The 25,534-nt window shown below is 67.6% G+C and carries 22 protein-coding genes; 8 read left to right on the forward strand and 14 right to left on the reverse strand.

Features of this window, described 5'->3' with window-relative positions; all coding sequences use genetic code 11:
* Positions 1-57: 57 nt before the first annotated feature.
* From QTN24_RS21875 to QTN24_RS21895, 5 genes are all read right to left on the reverse strand, one after another.
* Positions 58-783, reverse strand: coding sequence for a hypothetical protein (locus tag QTN24_RS21875; RefSeq protein WP_313839787.1), 726 nt, complete (start codon positions 781-783; stop codon positions 58-60).
* A 213-nt stretch (positions 784-996) separates the two neighbouring features.
* Positions 997-2,676: an amidohydrolase gene (locus QTN24_RS21880; protein ID WP_313839789.1), complete on the reverse strand. Its 1,680-nt coding sequence runs from the start codon at positions 2,674-2,676 to the stop codon at positions 997-999.
* Positions 2,677-2,759: 83 nt separating this feature from the next.
* Complete coding sequence (locus QTN24_RS21885) at positions 2,760-4,289, reverse strand: amino acid permease (RefSeq protein ID WP_313839791.1); 1,530 nt, start codon at positions 4,287-4,289, stop codon at positions 2,760-2,762.
* A 140-nt stretch (positions 4,290-4,429) separates the two neighbouring features.
* Positions 4,430-5,479: a phytoene/squalene synthase family protein gene (locus QTN24_RS21890; RefSeq protein ID WP_313839793.1), complete on the reverse strand. Its 1,050-nt coding sequence runs from the start codon at positions 5,477-5,479 to the stop codon at positions 4,430-4,432.
* Positions 5,480-5,670: 191 nt separating this feature from the next.
* Entirely contained in the window at positions 5,671-6,375 is a 705-nt protein-coding gene (locus QTN24_RS21895; RefSeq protein ID WP_313839795.1) for a DUF899 family protein, read from the reverse strand.
* Positions 6,376-6,583: 208 nt separating this feature from the next.
* On the opposite strand from QTN24_RS21895, the gene QTN24_RS21900 reads away from it, so the two are divergent.
* From QTN24_RS21900 to QTN24_RS21915, 4 genes are all read left to right on the forward strand, one after another.
* On the forward strand, positions 6,584-6,817 hold the full coding sequence (locus QTN24_RS21900; RefSeq protein ID WP_124685660.1) for a CDP-diacylglycerol pyrophosphatase: 234 nt from the start codon (positions 6,584-6,586) through the stop codon (positions 6,815-6,817).
* A gap of 22 nt (positions 6,818-6,839) precedes the next feature.
* On the forward strand, positions 6,840-7,622 hold the full coding sequence (locus QTN24_RS21905) for a CDP-diacylglycerol diphosphatase (protein ID WP_313839797.1): 783 nt from the start codon (positions 6,840-6,842) through the stop codon (positions 7,620-7,622).
* A gap of 150 nt (positions 7,623-7,772) precedes the next feature.
* Positions 7,773-9,044 (forward strand): MFS transporter, encoded by a 1,272-nt coding sequence (locus QTN24_RS21910; RefSeq protein ID WP_124685658.1) that lies wholly within the window; start codon positions 7,773-7,775, stop codon positions 9,042-9,044.
* Between the two features lie 212 nt (positions 9,045-9,256).
* Positions 9,257-10,798, forward strand: a complete 1,542-nt coding sequence (locus QTN24_RS21915; RefSeq protein WP_124685657.1) for a methyl-accepting chemotaxis protein — start codon at positions 9,257-9,259, stop codon at positions 10,796-10,798.
* Positions 10,799-10,807: 9 nt separating this feature from the next.
* Here QTN24_RS21915 and cyoD read toward each other — a convergent pair whose 3' ends face one another.
* The 4 genes from cyoD to cyoA all read right to left on the reverse strand — a co-directional run bounded on the left by cyoD (position 10,808) and on the right by cyoA (position 15,062).
* Positions 10,808-11,242, reverse strand: a complete 435-nt coding sequence (gene cyoD / locus QTN24_RS21920; protein WP_124685656.1) for a cytochrome o ubiquinol oxidase subunit IV — start codon at positions 11,240-11,242, stop codon at positions 10,808-10,810.
* On the reverse strand, positions 11,239-11,895 hold the full coding sequence (cyoC, locus tag QTN24_RS21925) for a cytochrome o ubiquinol oxidase subunit III (protein WP_124685655.1): 657 nt from the start codon (positions 11,893-11,895) through the stop codon (positions 11,239-11,241). Before cyoC ends, cyoD begins: the two co-directional genes overlap by 4 nt.
* On the reverse strand, positions 11,888-13,891 hold the full coding sequence (gene cyoB, locus QTN24_RS21930; protein WP_124685654.1) for a cytochrome o ubiquinol oxidase subunit I: 2,004 nt from the start codon (positions 13,889-13,891) through the stop codon (positions 11,888-11,890). The genes cyoC and cyoB overlap by 8 nt, the downstream gene beginning before the upstream one ends.
* 112 nt (positions 13,892-14,003) lie before the next feature.
* Positions 14,004-15,062 (reverse strand): ubiquinol oxidase subunit II, encoded by a 1,059-nt coding sequence (gene cyoA / locus QTN24_RS21935; protein ID WP_124685653.1) that lies wholly within the window; start codon positions 15,060-15,062, stop codon positions 14,004-14,006.
* A 147-nt stretch (positions 15,063-15,209) separates the two neighbouring features.
* On the opposite strand from cyoA, the gene QTN24_RS21940 reads away from it, so the two are divergent.
* From QTN24_RS21940 to QTN24_RS21950, 3 genes are all read left to right on the forward strand, one after another.
* Entirely contained in the window at positions 15,210-16,532 is a 1,323-nt protein-coding gene (locus tag QTN24_RS21940) for an MFS transporter (protein WP_124685652.1), read from the forward strand.
* 135 nt (positions 16,533-16,667) lie between these two features.
* Positions 16,668-17,315 (forward strand): carbonic anhydrase, encoded by a 648-nt coding sequence (locus tag QTN24_RS21945; RefSeq protein ID WP_124685651.1) that lies wholly within the window; start codon positions 16,668-16,670, stop codon positions 17,313-17,315.
* A gap of 115 nt (positions 17,316-17,430) precedes the next feature.
* Positions 17,431-18,402 (forward strand): sensor domain-containing diguanylate cyclase, encoded by a 972-nt coding sequence (locus QTN24_RS21950; protein ID WP_124685650.1) that lies wholly within the window; start codon positions 17,431-17,433, stop codon positions 18,400-18,402.
* 9 nt (positions 18,403-18,411) lie between these two features.
* On the opposite strand, the gene QTN24_RS21955 is transcribed toward QTN24_RS21950, so the two are convergent.
* From QTN24_RS21955 to QTN24_RS21965, 3 genes are all read right to left on the reverse strand, one after another.
* The gene (locus tag QTN24_RS21955) at positions 18,412-19,845 is read right to left on the reverse strand and encodes an HDOD domain-containing protein (RefSeq protein WP_313839801.1); all 1,434 of its coding nucleotides are present in this window, start codon (positions 19,843-19,845) and stop codon (positions 18,412-18,414) included.
* Positions 19,845-21,617: a putative bifunctional diguanylate cyclase/phosphodiesterase gene (locus QTN24_RS21960; protein WP_124685648.1), complete on the reverse strand. Its 1,773-nt coding sequence runs from the start codon at positions 21,615-21,617 to the stop codon at positions 19,845-19,847. Before QTN24_RS21960 ends, QTN24_RS21955 begins: the two co-directional genes overlap by 1 nt.
* A 517-nt stretch (positions 21,618-22,134) precedes the next feature.
* Positions 22,135-23,610: an MFS transporter gene (locus QTN24_RS21965; RefSeq protein ID WP_313839804.1), complete on the reverse strand. Its 1,476-nt coding sequence runs from the start codon at positions 23,608-23,610 to the stop codon at positions 22,135-22,137.
* Positions 23,611-23,849: 239 nt separating this feature from the next.
* Between QTN24_RS21965 and QTN24_RS21970 the strand changes: the two genes are divergently transcribed.
* Entirely contained in the window at positions 23,850-24,608 is a 759-nt protein-coding gene (locus QTN24_RS21970) for an SDR family oxidoreductase (protein WP_313839806.1), read from the forward strand.
* 83 nt (positions 24,609-24,691) lie between these two features.
* Here QTN24_RS21970 and QTN24_RS21975 read toward each other — a convergent pair whose 3' ends face one another.
* Both QTN24_RS21975 and QTN24_RS21980 read right to left on the reverse strand, forming a co-directional pair.
* On the reverse strand, positions 24,692-25,177 hold the full coding sequence (locus QTN24_RS21975; RefSeq protein WP_124686715.1) for an ankyrin repeat domain-containing protein: 486 nt from the start codon (positions 25,175-25,177) through the stop codon (positions 24,692-24,694).
* Positions 25,178-25,270: 93 nt separating this feature from the next.
* The coding region (locus tag QTN24_RS21980; protein ID WP_313839807.1) for a catalase-related domain-containing protein at positions 25,271-25,534 on the reverse strand (264 nt) is incomplete at its 5' end.

The following is a 25,534-nucleotide window of genomic DNA, read 5'->3' on the forward strand; positions in this document are numbered from 1 at the left end:
GGCAGGGGTTTGGCGAGCGTGGCCAGACCTCTTGTCTTCTTTCAAGCCAGATGATCCTCACCTGTGCAGGATCGCTACTTCAGAGACACATCGTTCTTCGATGCTGATATGGATCTTGCGGCTTCCGTAGTGGATGCCGGTCACCCCCCGTTCAAACATTCCCCACGCGTACGCTGGCTCGAATTTCGGAAGATCGGGCGTTTCCCGGTGTAAAGAGGGGGCAGGATGCAAGGGTAGATAATCGCCGCCGATATAGACGGCGAGGTCATAGGGGTCGAGGCAGTATTTCTTCGGTGAGATTTTCAGGCGGATGTAGACGTAGTCGCCAAGCGCGGAACTTGGCCGGTACCGGTTTGCCTGACCTGAAAACGACGCCCCCGATGCCTGGTAGTTCGTTAGCCAGCCTGAGATGCCGTAGGGTGTGGCGCCGATGTGAGAGGTCAGTTTCGTATCGCCGTGCAATTTCACATCGAGCAGTTTCTCTATGGCGGCATTGTCGAAGGTGTGGATCCGCTGGCCCCTGGCCGCATCCAGGAACATGACGACCCGCTCGATGCCCTCGCGCACTTCGACGGGCCAGTGTCTGCCGGCTGCGGTGGTCTGCGCCGGGAGCGGATCTCCGGGATTCCCGGGCCGCAGGACAAAGTCGGTCGCCGAAGGAGCCGCACCTAGCGTTTGATCCGAGGTGCTGGCGCAGCCCGACTGCAGTGCCGCGCAGAGTGCCGCAATCAAGGCGACTACGCCTCGCGGCGCGGGTCGGGAGGATCCGATCGTCAAAATCATGGTTGTCTGCCGTCCAAAGTTGGGAGCCACTTGCCCCGCCCCAACCGGCGACAGTATTGCGATCGGTCAGTTTGTGGAATCGCAGTACCCTTGAATTGAGGAAGACTTCGCAGGCGGTGTCGGCAGGCATGAAAAAAAGCCCCGTTGAACCTTGGTTCAACGGGGCTTTCTGCTTTGGTACCGCTATCGTCGCCGGGCGACCTCAAGCAAGCATCAACGCTTGGCCGACTGATCCCCCCGTGCGAACACGCGCTCGCCGGCCACCCAGGTTTCCAGCACCTGGATCTTCCAGATGTCGGTCGCGGGCACCTTGAACAGGTCGCGGTCCACCACGATGAAGTCGGCCCACTTGCCGGCTTCCAGCGATCCCAGCGTCTTTTCCTGGTGCTCGGCGTAGGCGGCGTCCAGCGTGAACGCGCGGAATGCCTGGGGCAGCGTCATCGCTTCCTCGGGGTGCCAGCCCTTGATCGGGCGGCCTTCGTGGTCGGTGCGGGTCACGGCGGCGTGCAGGCCGTAGAACGGATTGGCCGATTCCACCGGGAAGTCGGACCCGCCGGCAATGACGGTGCCCTGCTTCAGGAACGTCTGCCAGGCATAGGCGCCCTTGATGCGGTCCTTGCCGATGCGGTCCTCGGCCATGTTCATGTCGCTGGTGGCGTGCGTGGGCTGCATCGATGCGATCAGGTCCAGCTTCTTGAAGCGCGGGATGTCCGGCATCGACACCACCTGGGCGTGCTCGATGCGGTTGCGCAGCTGGCGGCCGCCCACGTCCTTGTAGGCCGCTTCCATGGCGTCCAGCACCTGGTGGTTGGTCTTGTCGCCGATGGCGTGGACGTTGACCTGGTAGCCGGCCTTGATGGCCGTCTTCACGGCCGCCTGCATGGCGGCGTCGCTCATGAACAGCAGGCCGCTGTGCGCGTGGTCGTCGGTGTACGGCTCCATCAGGGCCGCGCCCCGGCTGCCCAGCGCGCCGTCGCCATAGAGCTTCACCGCGCGCAGGTAGTAGCGGTCGTTGCCGTAGCCGATGACCGGGCCCTTGGCGGACAGCGCCTTGAAGTCGTCGCCGGTGTCGCGGATCATCGCGTAGATGCGCGTGGTCAGCTTGCCCTGGTCGGCGAACTCGCGGTAGATGCGGTCGTCGGTCACGGTCACGCCGGCGTCGCCCACGGCGGTCAGGCCAAGCGCGTTCATGTGCGCCAGCGCGGCGGCCAGCGCGGCGCGGCGGTCGTCGTCGGTGTACGGCGGGATGACGTCGTTGACCAGCGCCATCGCCTTGTCCACCAGCACGCCGGTCGGGTTGCCGTTGGCGTCGCGCTCGATGCGGCCGCCGGCCGGGTCCTTGGTATCGCGCGTGATGCCGGCCGCCTGCAGCGCCTTGGTGTTCAGCCACGCGGCGTGGCCGTCCACGCGCACCAGGCGGGCCGGACGGTCGGACACGGCGGCGTCCAGCTCGGCGGCGGTGGGAAAGCGGCCCAGCTTCCAGTTCACCTGGTTCCAGCCATAGCCCAGCAGCCACTGGCGCTGCGGGTTCTTCTGGCCGTAGGCGCGGATAATGCCCTGCGCCTCCTGCAGGTCACGGGTGCCCGAGAGCGAAATCTCCGTGGTCTTGAAGCCGAGGCGGAACACGTGGCCGTGGGCGTCGATCAGGCCCGGCAGCAGCGTCTTGCCCTGGCCGTCGATGCGCCGGGCATCGGGATACTTGGCGCGCAGCGCGGCGGCGTCGCCGGTGGCCAGCACCTTGCCCTGGTCGAACACCAGGCCGCTGAAGCTGGCGATCTTGTCGTTCTGCAGCGTGTAGCCCTGGACGGACTCCACCAGCGTGGGTGCCGCGTGGGCCTGCACCGCCGCCATGGCGGCCAGCGCCAGCAGGCGCGTGCGAATGGACTTCTTCACGGATGACTCCTTGTCGTTGTGCTTGTTGTGCTTGTTATGGGTGTTGCCAGGGCGCGCCCGGGAATGGCGCGCCGCTTTTGCTGCTATTCACCGGCTGCCGGGGCCAGGCCGCGCCCGGAGGCGTCGGCGCTGGCCGGGGGCAGCGCGGGGAATTCCATCTCGGCATACCGCACGAAGCGCGACTTGCGCGCGATGCGATAGCCCATCCAGATCGCCAGGAAGATCGGAATGCCGACGTACGTGGCGGCCACGGCCACCCAGTCGATGTTGCCCGACGTGAACGCCTGGTAGTTCTGGCCCAGCGTCACGATCATGCAGAGCGCGAACGCGAAGATTGGCCCGTACGGGAAGAACGGCGAGCGGTACGGCAGCCGGTTCAGGTCCAGGCCCTGGGCCACGAAGCCCTTGCGAAAGCGGTAGTGGCTCACGGCGATGCCGAGCCACGCGATGAAGCCGGTCATGCCCGACAGGTTCAGCAGCCACAGGTACACCGACTTGCTTTCGAACAGCGACGTCAGGAAGCACAGCGCGCCCACGGCCGTGGTGGCCAGCAGCGCCATCAGCGGCACGCCATTGCGCGTGAGCCGGGCGAAGATGCGCGGCGCGCGGCCCTCGGTGGCCAGGTTGTAGAGCATGCGCGTGGACGCATACATGCCCGAGTTGCCCGCCGACAGCACGGCGGTCAGGATCACCGCATTCATCACGCCGGCCGCAAAGGCCAGGCCCGCGTGCCGGAACACCAGCGTGAACGGGCTGACGCCCACGGTTTCCACATCGGTCTTGAGCAGGCTCGGATCGGTGTACGGGATCAGGATGCCGATGATCAGGATGGCCAGCACGTAGAACAGCAGGATGCGCCAGAACACCTGCCGCACCGCGCGCGGGATGTTCTTGGCCGGGTCCGCCGATTCCCCGGCGGCCACGCCGATCAGCTCGGTGCCCTGGAACGAGAAGCCCGCGATCATCGCCACGCCGATCAGCGCGGGCAGGCCGCCCACGAACGGGGCGTCGCCGGTGGTCAGGTTGGCCAGGCCGTTCACGTGCGCAAAGTCGCCGCGCATGATGCCGAAGATCATCAGCGTGCCGATGCCGATGAACGCGATGACCGTGACGACCTTGATCAGCGCGCACCAGTACTCGGCCTCGCCGAAGCCGCGCACCGAGATGGCGTTGAGCGCGAACATCAGGCCCAGGAACAACGCGCTCCAGAGCATGCCGGGCGTGTCCGGGAACCAGTACTGCATCACAAGCTGCGCGGCGGCCAGTTCCACGGCGATGGTCACCGCCCAGTTGTACCAGTAGTTCCAGCCCAGCGCGAAGCCAAAGCCTTCGTCCACGTAGCGCGCGCCGTACGTGGCGAACGAGCCGGAGACCGGCATGTAGGCCGCCAGTTCGCCCAGGCTCGTCATCAGGAAGTACACCATCGCACCGATCAGGATGTAGGCGGCCAGCGCGCCGCCCGGGCCGGCCTGGGCGATGGTGGCGCCCGAGGCCACGAACAGGCCGGTACCGATGGAGCCGCCGATGGCGATCATGGTGAGATGGCGTGCGCGCAGCGTGCGGCGCAGCCCGGGCGCGTGCGCGCCTTCTGTTGTATGCGATTGAGTGGACATATGAGACATGCGTCCGGCCCTTGTGAGGCCGGGCGGGGTTTACCGGCCCGCGGTCTCCTCTCCGCCGGCCGGCATGGTGGGCGGCATCATAAGAGAAAACAGCGGGCCCGCAAAGGCGGGAAATGCCCCACGCAAATGCCTTAGCGCAACCTTGTGTCGATGCGCGCGACGATGCCGTCCATCCAGTTGCGCAGGGCAGAATCGGACATGACCAGCGCCGTGCTGCGCCAGAGCACGCGATAGACGTGCCGGCGATCCACCTTGCTGATGCGCGCCGGATCGAGCCATGCATCGTTTTCCACCAGCAGCGCCAGCGTCTCCAGCCCGATCAGGATCGGCCACAGGCAGGCCAGCCGCAGGCGCACGGCCGTGCGCGGCAGCGCGAACGTGTACGCCATGGCGTCGCGGAAATGATCGAGCGCAACCCGCACCAGCGCGTGCAGCACCGGCCGGGCCTGGGCCGAGCTTTGCGGATCGAGCAGATCCTGCACGGTCAGGCCATGCCGGGCCAGCATGTCCGTGGGCAGGTAGCAGCGGCCGATGCGCAGGTCCTTGCCGCAGTCGCGCAGCACGTTCACCAGTTGCAGTGCCTTGCCGAAGCGCACGCCGCGCGCCAGCATCGTGCCGACCGGCGCGCGGAACGTGCCGGGCAGGTGGGCGTCGGTCATTGTCGTCCAGAACTCGCCGACGCAGCCAGCCACGAGGTAGGTGTAGCGATCCAGTTCGGCCAGTGTGCCGAGCGCGGCCACCTGGCCCGAGCGCTCGTCGGGGAAGGTGCGCAGGTCGAACTCCATGCCTTCGGTCAGCGTGGTGACGATGCCCTGCACGGCGGCGCGATCGGCCGCGGAAAGCTGCGCCAGCACCGCCAGCGCGGGACCGACAGATTCCAGCAGCAGCTTCTCGTTCGAATCGGTCTGCTGGCCGGCAACTTCTACGGCAAGGCGCTGCGCCAGCGCGCCGCCCTCGTCATCGCCATGGATGCGCGCGCGCAGGGCCAGCAGCAGGTCCAGCCGCTGCGCGGGCGGGATCAGCGACGTATCGGCGATGGTGTCCGCCGCGCGCGCCAGCAGATAGGCCAGCCCCACGGGGTCGCGCATGCCGGCGGGCAGGATGCGCAGGGTCAGGTAGAACGAACGGGAAACGCCCTTCAGCAACGGGCCGAGCAGGAAGGCCCGGTTGGGGTTTGGCATGACGCAGATGGCAGACGGATGGGACGCGGCATTGTACCTATTGCGTCATCCTGCACCGCCGTTGGGGCTGGGGGTGAGGGCCGGCAGATCAAGGACGATTGCCGTAGTTTGAACCGCTTGCCCTCACCCCCGGCCGCTCCCGCATGGCGGGAGAGGGAAGCCACCCAGGTTATCGGTCAGCCATCCCCCACCTACCCCCGCCCGTACTCCAGCTTCGGGTACCAGTTGCCGCGGCCCTCGGGTGTCGTGTCCAGCAGGGTCCAGAGCGGGTCGGGGTCGGGCGCGCTGCGGGGGTCCTCGCCGGGGTCGGCCATCTCGCCGCTCATTTCCACGCTGTAGAAATGCCGCAGCTTGCCGTCGCGCCGGGTGAAGACCGTGTAGGCCGGCATGTCGGCGTCCTCGGCGCTGACGTAGTCGCGCGTGAAATCGCCGTCGGTGTCGGCGTAGACCTTCAGTTGCGTCCAGCCACGCGCGGCCTTGGCGGCCTTCAGGCGGTCGATGGGCGAGCGCGCCACCATCGCCAGCGCCACGCGCTGCTCGATGTCGGGCACCTTGCCTTCCCACGACGCCATCAGCGACGTGCACATCGGGCACGGTTTCTCGCGCTGCGGCCCGAACATATAGCTGTAGACCACCAGCGTGTCCTTGTCGCCGAACAGGTCCGCCAGCGTGACGGGGCCGTTCTCGCCCGTGAAACGATAGGTCTTCGTCACTTCTCCACCGGGCGGCAGCGCGCGGCGCATGGCGGCCACGCGCTCGATGTGGCGGCGCAGCTCGATTTCCTCGGCCAGCAGCGCGTTGCGCGCCTGCCGGTACGCATCGCTCTCGTTCGGAAAATGCACGCGGTTGGTGTCGGCCAGGGCACGGGCCGGGGTCAATGTGGACGATTGCGTCATCGTCTTGCCTCCTCAACCAGGGTTTTCGTGGCGTGCGCGCCACGATAGGGAACACCCGCATCCGCCCGGAAAGCCCGGGCCGGCGCGGCCGTCTGACCAGCATAGGCAAGGAACTGTCCACATACGCACCCCGGGCCGCGCGCGGTCATTCCCATGTCATCCCGGGATATGCATAATCTGTAGCATCTGGGCTTCAAGACATGATCTGATGCGCGTGACGATTCGAACCACGACGATTCCCGGATCCCTTGACCGGGGCCCACTGCATCGTGCGGCGGTCTACCTCAATACCGAGGAAGATGCTTCGCCGCTGATGGTCAGTGCATGGAGTCAGCGTGAACCCGACGCCTTTCTGGCGGCCCAGCGCTGGGCCCGCAACCACCACTACATGGTGTCGAATCCCCGCAACGGCACGTACTACGGCGGACGCACCGCCCGCTGAGCTACCCCACCCGCCTGCTTCCATGAAACGATGGCTGCTGTACGGCCTCGCGCTTGCCGCGTCGGGGCCCGCCTTTGCCGATGCCGGCCTGCTCGAACGCCTGGTCGGCGGCTTTTCGCGCGATTCGCTGTGGAAGAACGTGCAGCAGCGCTGCCTGGTGCCGCCCAGCCCGGCCCATGCCGACTGCGTGATCGTGGACCGCGCGCAGGGCTTTGTGCTCTACAAGGACATGATCGGCGCGTCGCACTACCTGGTGATTCCCGACCACGCAATGGCCGGCGTGGATGACCCGCGCGTCTGGCAGGACGGCCCGCGCAACGCGTGGTCGTTCGGCTGGCAGGCGCGCGACATCGTCGGCAAGGCGGTGGGGCGTCCGCTGCCGGACACGCTGCTGGGGCTGGCGATCAACGCGCGCACGTCGCGCAGCCAGGACCAGCTCCATATCCACCTGGACTGCATCAGCGACCGCGCGCGCGAATTCCTGCTCAACGGCAATATCGGCACGCAGTGGCAGGACCTGAGCTTCAACGGCAAGCCGGTGCGCGCGATGCTGGTGCCGGCCGAGCCGGCGGCGCTGCCGGTCAACCCGTTCTCGCTGGTGCGGCAGGACGTGCTGGGCAAGGCCGCCGACGGCACCATTGCCGACCGGGGCGTGTTCGTAGCCTATGTGAATCCCGCGGCCGGGCCGGCCGGGTTTGTCGTGGTCGACGAGCCCGTGGACAAGGCGCGCGGCAGCAACGGCCATGCGAGCGACTTCCTGGACCGGGGCTGCAAGCTGGGCCGGGCGGACCCGACCGACCGCTAGCCCTGGGTTTCGCCAGGCGGAACCCGGCGCCCGCTGCGCGGTGATCGACCGGTTTAATTGCCGCCACGCGCGCGCAGGCACGGCACGGGCGCGCGGCCCGCGTAGAATCGACGCGAAACACGGGCGGCAAGCCCTCCACGACGCGCATCGATGAATACCCCGGCAGCAGAACCGGCAGCAGACCGGCGCCCCCATCCTTCCCCCGCCATTGACGACAGCACGGCCGCGCGCGGCATTGCGCTGCTGACGTTCGCCTTTATCCTGAGCCAGTTCTACCGGAGCTGCCTGGCCGTGATCGCGCCCGAGCTGCAGCACGATTTCGGGCTGTCGCCGGCCGGGTTTGGCGCGCTGTCGTCGTGCTTCTTCCTGGCGTTCGCGGTGGCGCAGATCCCAGTGGGCATCGCGTTCGACCGCTACGGCGTGGGCCGGCCCACGGCGTGGCTGCTCGGCGTGGGCGCCGCATCGGCCATCGGCTTCGTGCTGGCCCCCAGCGGGGCGCTGGCGATGGTGGCGCAGATGGGGCTCGGGCTGGCCTGCGCGCCGGTCTTCATGGGGCTGCTGCACTACGCTTCGGAGCAATTGTCCGAGCGCCAGTACATGCGCGTGGTGAGCCGGTCAAACGCCATGGGCATGATCGGCGCGCTCTGCGCCACGGCGCCGCTGGGCTGGTTCTCGCAGCATTTCGGCTGGCGGCCCGCGCTGGCGATCTCGGCGCTGTGCATGGTGGGCGCGTGCTGGGGCGTGTGGCGCCATGTGCGCGACGGCGGCCATGCCCAGGCGCGCCAGGCGCCGATGGGCGCGATGCTGGCCGAGAGCGCGCGGCTGCTAGGCATGTGGCCGCTCTGGACGCTGATTCCGCTGTGCGTGGCGATGGCCGCCGGCACGGGCTTTCGCAACGCGTGGAGCGGGCCGTACCTGGCCGACGTGTTCGGCCTGCAGGCGGGCCCGCGCGGCGTGGCGCTGACGCTGCTGAGCCTGGCCGGCTTTGCCACGGCGTTCCTGCTGCCGGTGCTGGTCCGGCGCAGCACGATCAAGGCGACCATCGGCGGCTGGGCCGGCCTGTCGATGGCGGGCGGCATCGTGCTGGCGGCGTGGCCCGATGCCGGCGTGGTGCAGGGCGTGGGCATGATGGCGCTGCTGTCGACCATCGGCATGCTGCATCCGCTGGTCATGGCGCAGGGCCGCGCGCTGATTCCACCGGCCAAGCGCGGGCGCGGCCTGGGGCTGCTGAACACGTTCGTGTTCCTGGGCTCGGCGCTGACGTCGTGGGGCTTCGGGCTGATCGCCAACGCCGGGCACCTGCGCGACTGGCCCGTCGCCCATACCTATTCGGCGATCTTCCTGTCTGCCGTGGCCGTGGTGGCGCTGTCGCTGCTGCCGTACTGGTTCAGCCCCACGCGGGCCGGCCAGGCGTCGCGCTAGGCGCCAACTTTACAATCGGCTTTCAGCGCGGCGTTGCCGCCGCAATTCGCGTTTTCCCTGAGTTTTCGCTCAAGTTCCGCTCCGCTCGTCCGTTAGGTCTTCCAATGTCTGTTCTTGCGTACATGGAGATGTGCGGGGACGCAGGCGGAGCGGCCGGACGCGCAGCGCGCGGTCTTCCGGCGGCCACGAACCCAATCGATCAGGTAGAAGACATGAAGAATCTTGGTATTGGTGTGCGCCTTGGCATTGGCTTTGGCGTGGTGCTGGTGTTGTCGCTGCTCATGACCGTCGTGGGCGTGCTGCGCCTGCAGGAGGTTGCGGGCCGCACGCACGCGATGATGCAGGAGCCGCTGGCCAAGGAACGCGTGGTCAGCGACTGGTACCGGCTGATGTATGCCAGCGTGCGCCGTACCACGGCCGTGGCCCGCAGCAGCGACCCCACGCTGGGCGCCTTCTTTGCCAAGGAGACGAAGTATTCGACTGACGCCATCGCGGCGCTGCGCGACAAGATGCAGCCGATGCTGACGTCCGACGCCGAGAAGGCCGCGTTCCAGCGCATCCTGGTGGTGCGCAATCCGTACAACGAATCGCGCGACAAGATCACCAAGCTCAAGGCCGAGGGCCTGACCGACGAGGCCAACAAGGTGCTGGATACCGAGTTCGTGCCCGCCGGCGACGCCTACCTGGGCGAAATCCAGAAGCTGCTGGACATCCAGCGCGCGGCCATCGACGCCACCGCGCTGGAGATCAACGGCATCTACGAAAGCGCGCGCAACGGCCTGATCGCCCTGGGCGTGATCGCGCTGGCCATCGGCGTGGCGTTTGCGTGGTGGCTGACCATCGGCATCACGCGCCCGCTGCACCGCGCCGTGGGCTTTGCCCGCACCGTGGCCGCCGGCGACCTGAGCAGCCGCATCGAGGTGGACAGCACCGACGAGACCGGCCAGTTGCTGGAAGCGCTGCGCGAGATGAACGACAACATCCTGGGCATCGTGCGCGAGGTGCGCAACGGCACCGAGGCCATCGCCACGGGCACCAGCCAGATCGCGGCCGGCAATACCGACCTGTCGCAGCGCACCGAGGAACAGGCGTCGTCGCTGCAGGAAACGGCGTCGAGCATGGAGGAACTGACCAGCATCGTCCGCCAGAACGCCGACAGCGCCAAGCAGGCCAGCGCGCTGGCCGTGAACGCGTCCGAGGTGGCCACCCAGGGCGGCGAGGTGGTGGGGCAGGTCGTCAACACGATGGACGAGATCAACACGTCGTCGCGCAAGGTCGTCGACATCATCTCGGTGATCGAGGGCATCGCGTTCCAGACCAACATCCTGGCGCTGAACGCGGCGGTGGAAGCGGCCCGGGCCGGCGAGCAAGGCCGCGGCTTCGCGGTGGTGGCGGGCGAGGTGCGCAGCCTGGCGCAGCGCAGCGCCACGGCGGCCAAGGAAATCAAGTCGCTGATCGGGGATTCGGCGGACCGCGTCGAGCGCGGCTCGCAACTCGTGGCGCAGGCCGGCCAGACCATGGAGGAGATCGTCAGCGCGGTGAAGCGCGTGACCGACATCATGGGCGAGATCAGCGCGGCGTCGGCCGAGCAGAGCGCCGGCATCGAGCAGGTGAACCAGGCGGTGACGCAGATGGACACCGTGACGCAGCAGAACGCCGCGCTGGTGGAACAGGCCGCGGCGGCCGCGGGCTCGCTGGAAGAGCAGGCCCAGCGGCTCAAGGAGGCCGTGGCGACGTTCCGCCTGGCCGCCTGAGCGCCGCTGCTACTGGGTCTTGGGCGGCACGATCTTGCCGCCCGTCTCGCCGGCCGGTGCCTTGTGCTGCATCGACGGCATCATGTTGCTGTTCAGGTGGAACATCACCCAGAGCGACCCCGTGAGGGTGATGACCACCAGCGTGAGCGTGAACATCAGCGACAGCATGTTCCAGCCGCCTTCCGACTTCGCGTTCATATGCAGGAAGAAGATCATATGGACGACGATCTGCACCGCGCCGATCAGCAGGATCACGATCGCCGTGGTCGACGACTTCTCGAACACCTCGCCCATCACGAGCCAGAACGGTATGGCTGTCAGAAACACCGACAGCACGAAGCCGGTCAGGTAGCCGCCCAGCGTGGCGTGCGGCCCGATGTCCTCGTCATGATGGCCGTGGCCGTCGTGGCCGTGCCCGTCCAGGGCATGGTCTTGTGCGCTCATGGCAGGGTCCCCATCAGGTAGACGAACGTAAAGACGCCGATCCAGACGACGTCCAGAAAGTGCCAGAACATCGACAGGCACATCAGCCGCCGCTTGTTGGCCGTGATCAGGCCGTGCCGGCCCACCTGCACCATCAGCACGATCAGCCACACCATGCCAAACGTCACGTGCAGCCCGTGCGTGCCGACCAGCGCGAAGAACGATGTCAGGAACGCGCTGCGCGTGGGGCCGGCGCCCTCGTGGATCAGGTGCGCGAATTCATAAAGCTCCACGGCCAGGAAGGCCGCGCCGAACACGCCGGTGATGGCCAGCCAGATCTGCGTGCCGGCCACGCGGTTCTGCTGGAGCTGGAGCATCGCAAAGCCGTACGTGATCGACGACAGCAACAGGAACGACGTGTTCAGTGCCACCAGCGGTAGCTCGAACAGCTCCGCGCCGGTGGGGCCGCCCGCGTACTCGCGGCCCAGCACGCCGTAGGCGGCGAACAGGCACGCGAAGATCAGGCAGTCGCTCATCAGGTAGAGCCAGAACCCCAGCAGCGTGCCGTTCTGGGGGTGATGCTCCTCGGTCAGGTAGAACTGGTAGCCGCCGGGCGGCACGTCGTCTGCCGCGGCGGTGTCGTTCACATGGAGGGGGAGGGTGGTATCAGCCATGGCCTGCCATCAGTTGGGTGCGCGCCGCCTCCGTCCGGACCACGTCCTCGGTCGGGATGTAGTAGTCGCGCTTGTAGTTGAAGGTATGGATGATTGCCGCGATGACCGTGGCCGCGAACGACGCGATCACCAGCCACCAGATGTGCCAGATCAGCGCGAAGCCCATCAGCGTGGACAGGCCTGCCAGCACGATGCCGGCCGCCGTGTTCTTGGGCATGTGGATCGGGATGAAGCCCTCCAGCGGCCGCACATAGCCGTGCTGCTTCATCTGCCACCAGGCGTCGGTGTCGTGCACCACCGGCGTGAACGCGAAGTTGTACTGCGGCGGCGGCGACGACGTGGACCATTCCAGCGTGCGGCCGTTCCAGGGGTCGCCCGTGGTGTCGCGCAGTTCCTCGCGGCGCCGGAAGCTGACCACCAGCTGGATGATGAAGCAGGCAATGCCGCACGCGATCAGGAACGCGCCGAACGCGGCGGTGACGAACCAGGGCTGCAGCGTCGGGTCGTCGAAATGGTTCACGCGCCGCGTGACGCCGAGCATGCCCAGCCAGTACAGCGGCATGAACGCGAAGTAGAAGCCGACCAGCCAGAACCAGAACGACGCCTTGCCCCACGATGCCACCAGCCGGTAGCCGAACGCCTTGGGGAACCAGTAGTAGATGCCGGCCATGAGCCCGAACAGCACGCCGCCGATGATCACGTTGTGGAAGTGGGCGATCAGGAACAGGCTGTTGTGCAGCACGAAGTCCGCCGGCGGCACCGCCAGCAGCACCCCGGTCATGCCGCCGATCACGAAGGTGACCATGAAGCCCACCGTCCACAGCATCGGCGCCTCGAACTTGATCTTGCCGTGGTACATCGTGAACAGCCAGTTGAAGATCTTGGCCCCGGTCGGGATCGAGATGATCATCGTCGTGATCCCGAAGAACGAGTTCACGCTGGCGCCGGACCCCATGGTGAAGAAGTGGTGCAGCCACACCAGGTACGACAGCACGGTAATCACCACCGTGGCGTAGACCATCGACGCGTAGCCGAACAGGCGCTTGCGGCAGAACGTGGCGGTGACCTCCGAGAAGATGCCGAACACGGGCAGCACCAGGATGTAGACCTCGGGGTGGCCCCAGATCCAGATCAGGTTCACGTACAGCATGGCGCTGCCGCCCTGGTCGGCCGTGAAGAAGTTGGTGCCGACGTAGCGGTCCAGCGACAGCAGCGCCAGCGCGGCCGTCAGCACCGGGAACGCGGCGATGATCAGCACGTTGGTGCACAGCGACGTCCACGTGAAGATCGGCATGCGCATCAGCGTCATGCCCGGCGCGCGCATCTTGACGATCGTCACCAGCAGGTTGATCCCCGATAACAACGTCCCCACGCCCGCCACCTGCAACGCCCATATGTAGTAGTCGACGCCCACGTCCGGACTGTGCAGGATGCCCGACAGCGGTGGATAGGCCAGCCAGCCCGTGCGCGCGAATTCACCGACGAACAGCGACATCATCACCAGGATGGCGCCGCCCGTGGTCATCCAGAAGCTGAAGTTGTTGAGGAACGGGAACGCCACGTCGCGCGCGCCAATTTGCAGCGGCACCACGAAGTTCATCAGCCCCGTGACCAGCGGCATCGCCACGAAGAAGATCATGATCACGCCGTGCGCCGTGAAGATCTGGTCGTAGTGGTGCGGCGGCAGGTAGCCCAGGTTGTCGCCAAAGGCGATGGCCTGCTGGATCCGCATCATGATCGCGTCGGCAAAGCCGCGCAGCAGCATGACGATGCCCAGCACCATGTACATGATGCCGATCTTTTTGTGGTCGATGCTGGTGAACCACTCGCGCCACAGGTACCCCCAGACGCGGTAGTAGGTCAGCAGCGCCACCAGGGCCAGGCCGCCCAGCACCACGACGGCGAAGGTGCCGATCAGGATCGGCTCGTGCAGCGGGATGGCCTCCCAGGTCAGGCGGCCAAAGATCGTATTGGCGAGTTCGGAACGCTCGGGCATGGTTGTCACCTGGGCCGGTACCGGCCCGCGAGGGCCGATGGAGACGGCAAATGTTGAAACGGGGTTGTCCTGCCGGCAGTACGGGCGGGGGCGGCAATGCGGGCGCCGCGCATCAGCGCAACAGCCGGTTGCCCTCGCCGGACGACGCGGTATCTGGCGCGAACGCCGGCGCGGCGGCCGGGGTGTTGCTCGCGGTGCAGATGGCCGATGACGGATCGAACCTCAGCCGGCCGGGATTCCGGTTCTGGGCCATGGTGTCCGCCAGGCAGGCGCCGCCGTCTACACAGCGGTTCAGGATCAGGTGATAAAGGTCGGGCGCCACGCTGGCGTAGCGCTGCACGGGCTCGCGCTCGCTGGGCTGGGCCAGCTTCAGGTAGGCGTCCTTCGACAACTGCGTGCCAGACGCCTTGGCCTGCGCCACCCAGCGGTCGAAATCGGCGTCGGCCAGGCCGTGGAACTTGAACGTCATGTGCGAGAAGCCGGCCCCGCTGTAGTTGGCGGACAGCCCCTCGTAGACGCCGGCCTTGTTGATCACGGCGTGGAGCTTGGTCTCCATGCCGGGCATCGCGTAGACCATGCCGGCCAGCGACGGCACGAAGAACGTGTTCATGACCGAGGTGGCGGTGATCTTGAAGGCAATCGGGCGATCCACCGGCGCGGCCAGTTCGTTGACGGTTGCGATCCCCTGTTCGGGGTAGAGGAACAGCCATTTCCAGTCCATCGCCACCACTTCCACGGTCAGCGGCTTGACGTCGGCCGGCACGGGGCGTCCTTCGTCGATGCGGGTCAGCGGGCGGTAGGGGTCGAGCTGGTGGGTGCTGACCCAGGTGACCGCGCCCAGCGCGATGATGATCAGCAGCGGGGCGGCCCAGATGGCCAGTTCCAGCACCGTGGAGTGGTCCCACTCGGGGTTGTACGGCGCGTCGCCCTTCTCGCGATAACGCCACGCAAAGAGCAGCGTGAGGCATATGACCGGCACGATGATCAGCAGCATCAGGCAGGTGGCGATGATGATCAGGTCGCGCTGCCGGACGGCCATGTCGCCCTGGGGCGACAGCAGGACCGCGTTGCTGCATCCCGCAAGCGCCAGCAGTAGGGCGATTGCGGCACTTCTCGCAAGTAATTTTCCCGTCACACTTAACTTCGGCACTACAGCTTCGGAGCGTGGCATGGTCTTGGAAGTGGCGTTTGATTCACGTCGATCTCGGACTGCCGTAGCAATCTTCTGATTTCCAATGGCAGTTTAGGCGCTATTCTTGTGACTGCGGGACTTTAAGTGCAGTACGACATTCCTTCCGCACTCGATGGAGACTTTCAGATGGCAAGTCTGACTCACCAGCATCGCGCGTCGCCGACTGCACCTCCGGCGCCCGGCCACCATGAGGTGGCACCTGCCGAAATCGCCACTGGCGTGGTGATTGGCCGCGCTTCCGAGTACTTCGATTTCTTCGTCTACGGCATCGCCTCGGTGCTGGTCTTTCCGTCGGTCTACTTTCCGTTCGCAAGCGAATTGGCGGGATTGCTATTCAGCTTCGCGATCTTCTCGTTCGCGTTTATCGGACGCCCGTTTGGAACGGCCCTGTTCATGCGCGTGCAGCGCCGCTGGGGGCGCGGCACCAAGCTCACGGCGTCGCTGTTCCTGCTGGGCACGGCCACGGTGGGCATCGCGTTCCTGCCGTCCTACGCCTCCATCGGCAGCGCGGCCATCTACCTGCTGTCGCTGTTCCGCTTCCTGCAGGGCATTGCGTTCGGCGGGTCGTGGGACGGGCTGCCGTCGCTGCTGGCCCTGAACGCGCCGGAGAACAAGCGCGGCTGGTACGCGATGGTGGGCCAGCTTGGCGCCCCGACCGGCTTCATCGTCGCCGGCGCGCTGTTCCTGTTCCTGAGCGTGAGCCTGACGCCGGCCGAGTTCATCGACTGGGGCTGGCGCTATCCCTTCTTCGTGGCGTTCGCGATCAACGTGGTGGCGCTGTTCGCGCGGCTGCGGCTGGTGGTGACGCACGAATACACGCGGCTGCTGGAAGAGGACGAACTGGAGCCGATCAGCACGCTGCAGATGGTGAACGCGCAGGGCTTCAACATCTTCCTGGGCGCGTTTGCGTCGCTGGCCAGCTATGCGCTGTTCCACCTCGTGACCGTGTTTCCGCTGTCGTGGGTGAGCCTGCACAAGACGCAGGCGATCAGCGACGTGCTGGCCGTGCAGATCGTCGGCGCCGGCATCGCGTTCATCGGCACGCTGATCTCCGGCTGGCTGGCCGACCGTATCGGCCGCCGCACCACGCTGGCGACGATGGCGGTGCTGATCGGCCTGTTCAGCCTGGCCGCGCCGTGGCTGCTCGATGGCGGGGCGACCGGGCAGGACATCTTCATCCTGGTGGGATTCGGGCTGCTCGGCCTGTCCTACGGGCAGGCGGCCGGCGTGGTGACGTCGAACTTCGACACCAAGTTCCGCTACACGGGCGCCGCGCTGACCACGGACTTCGGCTGGCTGTTCGGCGCCGCGTTCGCGCCGCTGGTGGCGCTGGGGCTGTCGTCGCTGTTCGGGCTGGCCGCGGTGAGCCTGTATTTGCTCTCCGGCGTGGTGGCCACGCTGATCGCGCTGCGGATCAACCGCGCGCTGGGCACGCCCGACAACGACTGAACCGGCCACCCTTCGGACCCCGGCCAGGCGCGTGCCGCAGCAATGCGGCGCGCGCCTTTGCATTGGAGCGCCCGGCGGCCCCTTTGACTATTGGCGCGGGCTTCGACATGCTCACGGTTCGAATTGGGAGATACCGTGAAAGACCTGATCCAGGGCATTCTGAAGTTCCAGCGCGAGGAATTCCCCAAGCGGTCCGCGCTGTTCCAGGAACTGGCCACGCAGCAAAGCCCCACCACGCTGTTCATCGCGTGCTCGGACAGCCGCGTGGAGCCGGCGCTGTTGACGCAGAGCGAGCCCGGCAAGCTGTTCGTGATCCGCAACGCCGGCAACATCGTGCCGGCCTACGCGGTGCAGCCCGGCGGCGTGTCGGCCAGCGTCGAATATGCGGTGGCCGGGCTCAAGGTGCGCGACATCGTGATCTGCGGCCACTCCAACTGCGGCGCGATGACGGCGGTGGCCATGTGCCAGTGCCTGGACCACATGCCGTCGGTGGCGCAGTGGCTGGAACATGCCGCCGGCGCCCGGCGCGTGAGCCTGGCGCGGCCGCATGCGTCGGACCGCGAGCGCGTGGACGACATGGTCCGCCAGAACGTGATCGAGCAGCTTGCCCACCTGCGCACCCACCCGTGCGTGGCCCAGGCGCTGGCCGCGCGCCAGATCGAGCTGCACGGCTGGTTCTACGACATCGGCACCGGCGCCATCGACGCGCTGGACGGCAAGACCGGCCAGTTCGTGCCGCTGGCCGATTTTCCGGCGGTCACCGCCACGGACATGGCCCCCTGAGCCCGCCGCGCGGCAGGTCCGGCGGAAAGTGAAACAAACCGTACATGGTGCACCATCGGCCGGATTTGCCGTTATTGTTGTCATTCAACGAGGACAAAAAACGGCCAATCCGCCCATGCAGTTGCCCCCGATTCCTTCCAACGAAGCCGCGCGCCTGGCCACGCTCCGCTCGCTGAGCGTGCTCGACACCCCGCCCGAGGAGCGGTTCGACCGCCTGACCCGCCTGGCCAAACGCCTGTTTGGCGTGCCCATCGCCGTCGTCAGCCTGATCGATGCCAACCGGCAGTGGTTCAAGTCCTGCCAGGGGCTGGACGTCACCGAAACCTCGCGCGGCACGTCGTTCTGCGGCCACGCCATCTGCGGCGACGACATCCTGCTGATTCCCGATGCCACGCAGGACGCCCGCTTCCATGACAACCCGCTGGTCACCGGCGAGCCCCATATCCGCTTCTACGCCGGCCGGCCGCTTTCCGCGCCCAACGGCGCCAAGCTGGGCACACTCTGCCTGATCGACCGCAAGCCGCGGTCGTTCGACGACGAGGACCGCGCGCTGCTGCACGACCTGGCGCGCATGGCCGAGCAGGAACTGGCGGCCGTGCATCTGGCGACGATGGACGAGCTGACGTCGCTGTCCAACCGGCGCGGCTTTGCCGTGCTCGGCCAGCACGCCATCGAGCTGTGCCGCCGCCTGAACCGCCCGGCGACGCTGGTCTTCTTCGACATGGATGGCTTCAAGCCGATCAACGACCGCTTTGGCCACGCCGAGGGCGACCGCGCGCTGATGGCGTTCGGCGCGGAGCTGCGCGCCGCGTTCCGGGAATCCGATGTGGTGGGCCGCCTGGGCGGCGATGAATTTGCGGCGCTGCTGACCAATACCGACGCCACCGGCTGCCAGGACGCGCTGGCGCGCCTGCACCTGCAGGTCGATGCCTGGAACACGCGCAACCCGGCCGGCTACGCGCTGCGCTTCAGCGCGGGGGTCATCGCCTTCGACCCCCAGCGGCACGGCAACGTGCACGACCTGCTGGCCGAGGCGGACGCGGCGATGTACCGCAACAAGGCCGCGCGCAAGGCCGGCCGGCACTAGCCGCGCGGGCTAGCGGCCGACGGGGGCGGCGCGCATGACGCCGGCGGCAATCTCGCTGGTCAGCGCGTCCACCGCTTCCAGCTCGGCCTCGCCGATCATCACCGGCGCGCGGGCGGCGCCCCAGTCGCCGTAGATCATGGCGATGCAGCGGTTGCGGATCTTGACCGGCGCCAGCAGCACCGTGCGGGCGTTCGGAATCGCGTCGCGATACCAGCGCGGCATGCGGTGGGCCACTTCGGCGTCGAACGTATCCTCGATCAGCAGCGGGCGGGCCGCCAGGCCGGCAAAGTGGAATACGTCGGGCACGAAGCCTTCCTCGAACGACAGCGCGGGCAGTACCTCGCGCATGCCGTCCCCGAAGCCCAGCCGCGCGTGAAAGCGGCGCGTGGTCGGGTTCAGCATCATCAGGAAGCAGCGCGAGAAATCCAGCGCCCGCATGGTGGTTTCCAGCACCATCGGCGCCAGCTGCGAGACGGTCAGGTTGGCCCCCTCGCGCTGGACTTCGTCCAGCCCCTGGCGCAGGCGCTCCAGCACGTTGACGGGCACCGGGCCGTGCGGCGCGGCGCCATCCGCCGGGGCGGCGGCTTCCGAGGCCGAGATCGACGTGTTCAGCACCTCGGCCTGCCGCACCGCCACGCTGACATCGCTCGGATTGAGCCCCAGCACCTTGGCATGGGTGGTCAGCAGCGCCTCCACGGACGCCTCGGTGCCTTCGCGGACCATCGTCACGGCGGCCTCGGCCGACACATGGGCGATGGCGGACAGCCAGTCGGCATGGGTTTCCAGCACGGTCTCGTTGGACAGCGTGCGCGGCTTCATCGCGTGGGCGATCAGCCCCGGCAGCCGCCACTTGCGCGCGGCGGCCTCGGCAATCTCTTCCAGCGAGACGCCCAGCACTTCCTTGGCCGCCTCGTCCTCGGTCATCGGGTGCGCGGCGCACATGGCCTCCACGCGCTCCCATTCCTCGGGGAAGTAGAACACCAGCAGCAGGCGGCTCATGTGGTGCATCAGCGTGCAGACCACCGCCTCCTCGCCCTCGTTGATGCCGCGCGCCTGGGTCAGCGCGCGCGTGATCTCGCCCGCCACCAGCGCGCGCTGCAGCGCCTTGAGCGCCTGCGGCCGCTTGGGCGCCACGCCGTGGAAGTAGTCCAGCAACTGGATGCCGAGCGTTAGGTGGCTGATCGCCTCCACCCCCAGCACCAGGATGGCGCGCGACACGGTGGTGACCTCGCCGCCGAAGGACCGGTACATCGCCGAATTGGCCAGCCGGATGACCTTCTGCGACAGGCTGAAATCGGACAGCACGCTCGTGGCCATCTCGCCCACGGTCAGGTCGGCGTTGAGCGTCTTGAAGATGTTGTCGACGCAGTACTGCAGCGTCGGAAAGTCGCCTTGCTGGGCCATGCGGGCCCACAAGGTCTCGAAGAATTCGGACTTGGACATCAGGCGCCCACCCGCTGCGTGAACACTTCGTCGTCGCCCATGATGAGCCTGCCGTCGAGCACCGCGTTCTCGAAGTCCGCCGGACTCAGCGCCCGCGCGTAGCGCCAGCCCTGCACGAGGTCGCAGCCCTGCGCGGCCAGCAGCGCGCCCTGCGCGTCGGTTTCCACGCCCTCGGCGATGGCCACCAGCCCCAGCTCGCGGGCCAGCGACAGCACGGCGGACACGATGGTGCGCGCGTGCGGGGAATCGATCATGTCGGCCACGAAGCTGCGGTCCACCTTCAGCGCCGACAGCGGGAAGCGCCGCAGGTACGACAGGCTCGAATAGCCGGTGCCGAAGTCGTCCACGGCAAAGCGGATGCCTAGCGCGCGCAGCGACAGCAGCAGCCGCTCGGCGGCCTTCGGGTCGGTCATCAGCACGCTTTCGGTGATTTCCAGCACCAGGCGGTCCGCGGCGATGCCGGCGTCCTGGATGGCGCTGCGCACGCTGTCGTAGAAGTTGGGATGCAGGAACTGCACCGCCGACACGTTGACCGACATATGGCCCACGTGGATGCCCTGGGCATCCCACGCGGCCAGCTGCGCGCAGGCGCAGCGCAGCGCCCACGAGCCCAGATGCTTGATCAGCCCGTTCTTCTCGGCCACCGGGATGAAGATGTCCGGGCGGATGTCCTCGCCGGCGTGTTCCCAGCGCATCAGCGCCTCGACGGCGCAGATCTCGCCCGTGCCGGGCCAGACGATCGGCTGGTAGTGCAGCAGGAATTCGCCGCTCTGCACCGCCTCGAACATGCTCTGCTCGATGCGGAACTGCTCGTCCAGCCGGCGTTCCAGCTCGGGCGAATAGATGCAGTAGCGGTTCTTGCCCAGCGCCTTGGCCTCGTACATCGCCAGGTCCGCGCGGCGCAGCCATTGCGATTCGGATTGCGCGGCACCGGTGGAAAACGACAGCCCGATGCTGGTGGTGATCCGCACGTGGCAGCCGCCCAGCAGGAACGGCTGGCGGCAGACGTGGATCACGCGCTCCAGCAGGCGGTGCGCGTCGGCCTCGGTTTCCAGCCCGTCCAGCAGCAGCACGAACTCGTCGCCGCCCAGCCGCGCCACGCTGTGGTGGCTGCGCACGGTGTCCTGCAGCCGGGCGCCCACTTCCTTGAGCAGCGCGTCGCCGTACTCGTGGCCCAGCGAGTCGTTGATGTTCTTGAACCCGTCCAGGTCCATCAGCGCCAGCGCGAACGGCTGGCTGGCCAGGGGGCCGGATGTGTATTCCTCGATCCGCTTGCGGATATAGGCGCGGTTGCCCACGCCGGTCAGCGGATCCAGGAAGGCACGCTCGGTCAACTGGCGCTCGGATTCGATCCAGTCGGAAATGTCGTGGCCGAACAGCAGCAGGCTGGCGCCGCCGCCGGCGCCACGGTGATGGCTCACGCGCAGGTCGATCCAGCCGGGGCCGCCGCTGCCGCCGGCCACCCGCACGCGCTCGCGCCGGGGGGCGTGGTCGTGGGCGCAGCCCTGGAGCATGCGCGCCACGCGCTCGCGCGATTCCAGCGCGATCAGGTCCAGCACGGACGTATGGAGCAGGTAGTCGAGCGGATAGACCAGCAGGTCGGCCGTGGTCTCGGTGGCTTCGAGGATGCGGCCCTGGACGTCGACCCGCATGGCCAGCGCGCCGGAAGCTTCCAGCAACGCCCAGGCCTCGCCCCCGGCAGGGGTGGCACCGGCCAGCCGGCGGTCGGCAGGCTCGGGTGCCAGGGCTACATCGAATGCAAGCGCGGTCATGTATCGGTTATGCCCGAAGTCCTGTGGACGCAGGACGGATATCGGATGGAATTCTATGAATCTGAAGCGCCGTGACCCCGGGAGATGACACCAGTCCGCGGCAAACCTTGGCACGGAACATGACCACTGGCATTGGCGGGGCGGTTTGACGCGACAGCGGCGATTCTAATACGACCTGGCGTCCGCCTGAACACCGCATGGACAAACGGATTGCGGGAATCGGCGCGCCCGCAACACGCGCCCCCGGCCGCCGGGGGGCGCGGCGCGGGCGGGATTGACTCCCCCGGCGAAATCCGTGACACTCGCCGGCATGACCTGCCTGGGCGGCCAATGGCCGCGGACAGTCATCGACAACCCGCCCATCGAGGCGGGTTTTTTTGTGGCCGTCGTCCGGGAGGGGGGCTGGGTTGGGGAAAGAGGGAAAACCCTGAGCGGGCTGGCGAAGCGGCGGCCGGCGCGTCGGCCGGCCAGCTTCCCGCTCCCATGTGGCGGGAGCGGTGGGAGCGGTGGGAGCGCGTCAGGCCTTCTCGGGCCCGAAATCCTCGGCGTCCACGTCGTAGTTTGCCGGTTCCCAGCGGATTGCCAGCAGCGCCAGCAGGCCGGCCAGCGGGGCCAGCGCGATGACCCAGAACACCTTGGTCGACAGCGCGGCGGCCAGCACCGGGAACAGGAACAGCGACGCCGTGGAACTGGCGCGCATCAGCGTCTGGTTGAAGCCGACGCCCACGCCGCGCAGCGACGTCGGGTAGCTCAGCGACGCGTAGGTCATGGTATGTGCGCCCGGGCCAAAGCCCTGGCCCAGCAGGAACAGCGCCAGGAAGGCGATGGCGGTGGCCACCTGCGCGCCGCCGTCGGGCTTGCCGACCAGCGCCAGGCCCACCAGCGCGGCAAGCTGGCAGGCGTAGCCGGTGACGGTCAGCTTCCAGGCGCCCGTTTTGGGTACCAGATGCACGCCAATCAGCCCGCCGACGAACGCGAACAGCAGGTTCAGCGCCAGCGACACCAGGATGGTCGTCAGCATGGTCTGGGCCAGGAAGCTGGCGATGATGACCGGCAGGCCGAACGCCACGGCGTTGTAGGCGAACGACGACGCAATCGACATGATCGTGGCCAGCGTGGTGCGGCGCGCGTAGACCCCCTTGAGCAGCAGGCCGTAGTTGCGCCACGACGCCGGGCGCTTGGGCGGCTCGGCCACCGCGTCGGGCGCCACCACGGCGTCGATGCCGTACGACGTGCGCAGGATCTTGGCCGCGCCTTCCAGGTCGCCCTGGTTGGCGGCCCACACCGGCGATTCGCTCATGTAGCGGCTGCGCACGGCGATGATGATCAGCGCCGGCACCGCGCCAAAGCCCAGGATGATGCGCCAGAGCAGCCCGCTGTGCGATTCGGGCAGGATCGCGTAGCAGCCCAGCACCAGCAGGTACGACACGCAGATGGCCGCGTACCACGTGGGGCACCACATCGCCACGCGCGCGGCCTTGTTGCCGTGCCCCTTCAGCTTCGAGAATTCGGCCAGGAACGCCATGGCCACGGGCAGGTCGATGCCGACGCCCAGGCCCATCACGAACCGGGCGCCGGCCAGCACGTACTCGTTCGGGGCCAGCGCGCAGGCAATGGCGGCGATCACGAAGCAGAGCATGTCGGCCATGAACACGCGGTAGCGGCCGATGCGGTCGGTGAAATAGCCACCCAGGAAGGCGCCGACGATGGCGCCGAACGTGATGGCCGACGCCACCATGCCGGTACCGGCCGGCGTCAGGCCGAATTCCTTCGAAACGTCCTTGAGGCCGAAGGCGAGCGCGCCAAGGTCATAGGCATCGAGGAAAATGCCGCCCAGCGCAATGGCCACGACGATCCGGGCATTGCTGACGGCGGCACCGCCTTCGTTGACGAGCCGCGCCACGTCGGCGGCGGAACGGATGACGGCGCGCGCGGGCGCCGCCTGGGTGGCAGCCTGTGCGCCAGCGGGCGACAGGGCGAGATCGACTGACATTTGTAGTTTTCGAGGGCGCTTGAAAAGGAAGGCGGGCGCCTCCCAGCACCCGCCCGTCAGCGGTGGATCGTACGACAACCGGCCCGGCGCGGCCAAATGCATTGTTGTTATATCTTTAGAACCGCACCTTGGCGGGGCCTTGCCGGGCCTGGCATTGCAAGCTGGCTGAAAGGCAGCCGGCCGGACCCTGATGTACGATGACTGCCGTTGACCACAGCAAGTACCAACGGAGACAAGGGATGACAGGACAGAGCAAGGTGGCGCTGGTCACCGGCGCGGCGCGGGGCATCGGCAAGGCCGTGGCCCAGGCCATGCTGGCGGACGGCTATCGGGTCGTGCTGGCGGGCCGGACCGCCGAGACGCTGGAAGCGCTGGCCGCGCAGGCCCGCGCCGCGGGACAGACCGCGCTGGCCGTGCAATGCGACGTCAGCCGTCCGGAATCGGTCGATGCGCTGTACGCGACCGTGCGCGAGCACTTCGGCCGGCTCGACGTGCTGTTCAACAACGCCGGCATCAACGCGCCGGCCGTGCCCATCGACGAACTGTCGGTCGAACAGTGGAAGGCCGTGGTCGATACCAACCTGACCGGCGCCTTCCTGTGCGCGCGCGGCGCGTTTGCGCTGATGAAGTTGCAGGACCCGCGCGGCGGCCGGATCATCAACAACGGCTCGATCTCGGCCCACGCGCCGCGCCCGAACACCGTGCCCTACACGGCCACCAAGCACGCCATCACCGGCCTGACCAAGAGCCTGTCGCTCGATGGCCGCGCCCACGACATCGCCTGCGGCCAGATCGACATCGGCAACGCCGGCACCGACATGGCCAACCGCATGGCGCGCGGCGTGCCGCAGGCCAATGGCGAAATCCGCCCCGAACCGCTGATGGACGTGGCCCATATCGCCAGCTCGGTGCTGCATATGGCCAACCTGCCGCTGGACGCCAACGTCCAGTTCATGACGGTGATGGCGACGAAGATGCCGTTCGTGGGACGGGGGTAAGGAGAGCGGCTGGGGACTGGGGAAAGGGCAAGCGGCTTAGAGCGATTCAGATTGCAACCATCGCCGGCCCTTCAGGCTGCAAGCTACCGCCCGCCCTGCCGCCCCGCCATGAACGCCGCGGCGTCGGCCGCCGTCATGCCGCGCTCGTCGCGGGCTTCGGGGTCGGCGCCGTGGGCTTTCAGCAGTTCCACGATGTCGGTGCGCTGGAACATGGCGGCCGTCATCAGCGCCGTGCGGCCGTCGGGCGATGCGCCTTCGACGTCCGCGCCGTGTTCCAGCAGGATTTCGATGATGGCCTGGTAGCCCTTGTAGGCCGCGCCGGCAATCGGCGTCTGGCCCATGGCGTTGCGCGTGTCCGGCGATGCGCCGGCCTGCAGCAGCGTGCGCAGGGCGTCGGCGTGGCCGTGGTAGGCGGCCAGCATCACCAGCGTGTCGCCTTTTTCGTTGCGCAGGTTTGGCGGCATGCCGCGTTCGATCAAGGCGGCCAGTGCCGCGGCGTCGCCATTGCGCGCGAGATCGAAGACCTGGCCAAGCGCGGCGATCATGCGGGCTTCTTCGTCCGCGGTCATGGTGGGGGCCCGGTTTTCGTCCATTGCCGATTCCTTTCTGATTCGCCCTCTCCCGGGCAGGGCGGGAGAGGGCGTACTGCCTGAACTACGTGATTACCTGGCCTCGATCTTCTCGATCGCGGCCGCCACGCCGGCGCCGTAGGCCGGGTCGGCCTTGGTGCAGTGCTCGATGTGGCGTTGCTGGATGGGCTTGGACACCCCCTTGATGGCGCGCGCCGTGTTGTCGAACAGCGCCTGCTGCTGCGCCGGCGACATCAGGCGGAACAGCGCGCCCGGCTGGGAGAAGTAGTCGTCGTCCACACGGTGGTTCCAGTGGTCGGCGCTGCCTTCCAGCGTCAGCGGCGGCTCGCGGAAGTC

Source organism: Cupriavidus sp. SZY C1 (genome assembly GCF_032190535.1).
Taxonomy (GTDB): Bacteria; Pseudomonadota; Gammaproteobacteria; order Burkholderiales; family Burkholderiaceae; genus Cupriavidus; species Cupriavidus pauculus_C.

Coding starts and splice junctions, on each gene's coding strand:
- QTN24_RS21875 (WP_313839787.1), bottom strand. CDS start 783: ATGATTTTGACGATCGGATCCTCCCGACCCGCGCCGCGAGGCGTAGTC.
- QTN24_RS21955 (WP_313839801.1), bottom strand. CDS start 19,845: ATGTCCAAGTCCGAATTCTTCGAGACCTTGTGGGCCCGCATGGCCCAG.
- QTN24_RS21895 (WP_313839795.1), bottom strand. CDS start 6,375: ATGACGCAATCGTCCACATTGACCCCGGCCCGTGCCCTGGCCGACACC.
- QTN24_RS21960 (WP_124685648.1), bottom strand. CDS start 21,617: ATGACCGCGCTTGCATTCGATGTAGCCCTGGCACCCGAGCCTGCCGAC.
- cyoC (WP_124685655.1), bottom strand. CDS start 11,895: ATGGCTGATACCACCCTCCCCCTCCATGTGAACGACACCGCCGCGGCA.
- QTN24_RS21890 (WP_313839793.1), bottom strand. CDS start 5,479: ATGCCAAACCCCAACCGGGCCTTCCTGCTCGGCCCGTTGCTGAAGGGC.
- QTN24_RS21965 (WP_313839804.1), bottom strand. CDS start 23,610: ATGTCAGTCGATCTCGCCCTGTCGCCCGCTGGCGCACAGGCTGCCACC.
- QTN24_RS21950 (WP_124685650.1), top strand. CDS start 17,431: ATGCAGTTGCCCCCGATTCCTTCCAACGAAGCCGCGCGCCTGGCCACG.
- QTN24_RS21900 (WP_124685660.1), top strand. CDS start 6,584: ATGCGCGTGACGATTCGAACCACGACGATTCCCGGATCCCTTGACCGG.
- QTN24_RS21970 (WP_313839806.1), top strand. CDS start 23,850: ATGACAGGACAGAGCAAGGTGGCGCTGGTCACCGGCGCGGCGCGGGGC.
- QTN24_RS21915 (WP_124685657.1), top strand. CDS start 9,257: ATGAAGAATCTTGGTATTGGTGTGCGCCTTGGCATTGGCTTTGGCGTG.
- cyoD (WP_124685656.1), bottom strand. CDS start 11,242: ATGAGCGCACAAGACCATGCCCTGGACGGGCACGGCCACGACGGCCAC.
- QTN24_RS21940 (WP_124685652.1), top strand. CDS start 15,210: ATGGCAAGTCTGACTCACCAGCATCGCGCGTCGCCGACTGCACCTCCG.
- QTN24_RS21975 (WP_124686715.1), bottom strand. CDS start 25,177: ATGACCGCGGACGAAGAAGCCCGCATGATCGCCGCGCTTGGCCAGGTC.
- cyoB (WP_124685654.1), bottom strand. CDS start 13,891: ATGCCCGAGCGTTCCGAACTCGCCAATACGATCTTTGGCCGCCTGACC.
- QTN24_RS21905 (WP_313839797.1), top strand. CDS start 6,840: ATGAAACGATGGCTGCTGTACGGCCTCGCGCTTGCCGCGTCGGGGCCC.
- cyoA (WP_124685653.1), bottom strand. CDS start 15,062: ATGCCACGCTCCGAAGCTGTAGTGCCGAAGTTAAGTGTGACGGGAAAA.
- QTN24_RS21885 (WP_313839791.1), bottom strand. CDS start 4,289: ATGTCCACTCAATCGCATACAACAGAAGGCGCGCACGCGCCCGGGCTG.
- QTN24_RS21910 (WP_124685658.1), top strand. CDS start 7,773: ATGAATACCCCGGCAGCAGAACCGGCAGCAGACCGGCGCCCCCATCCT.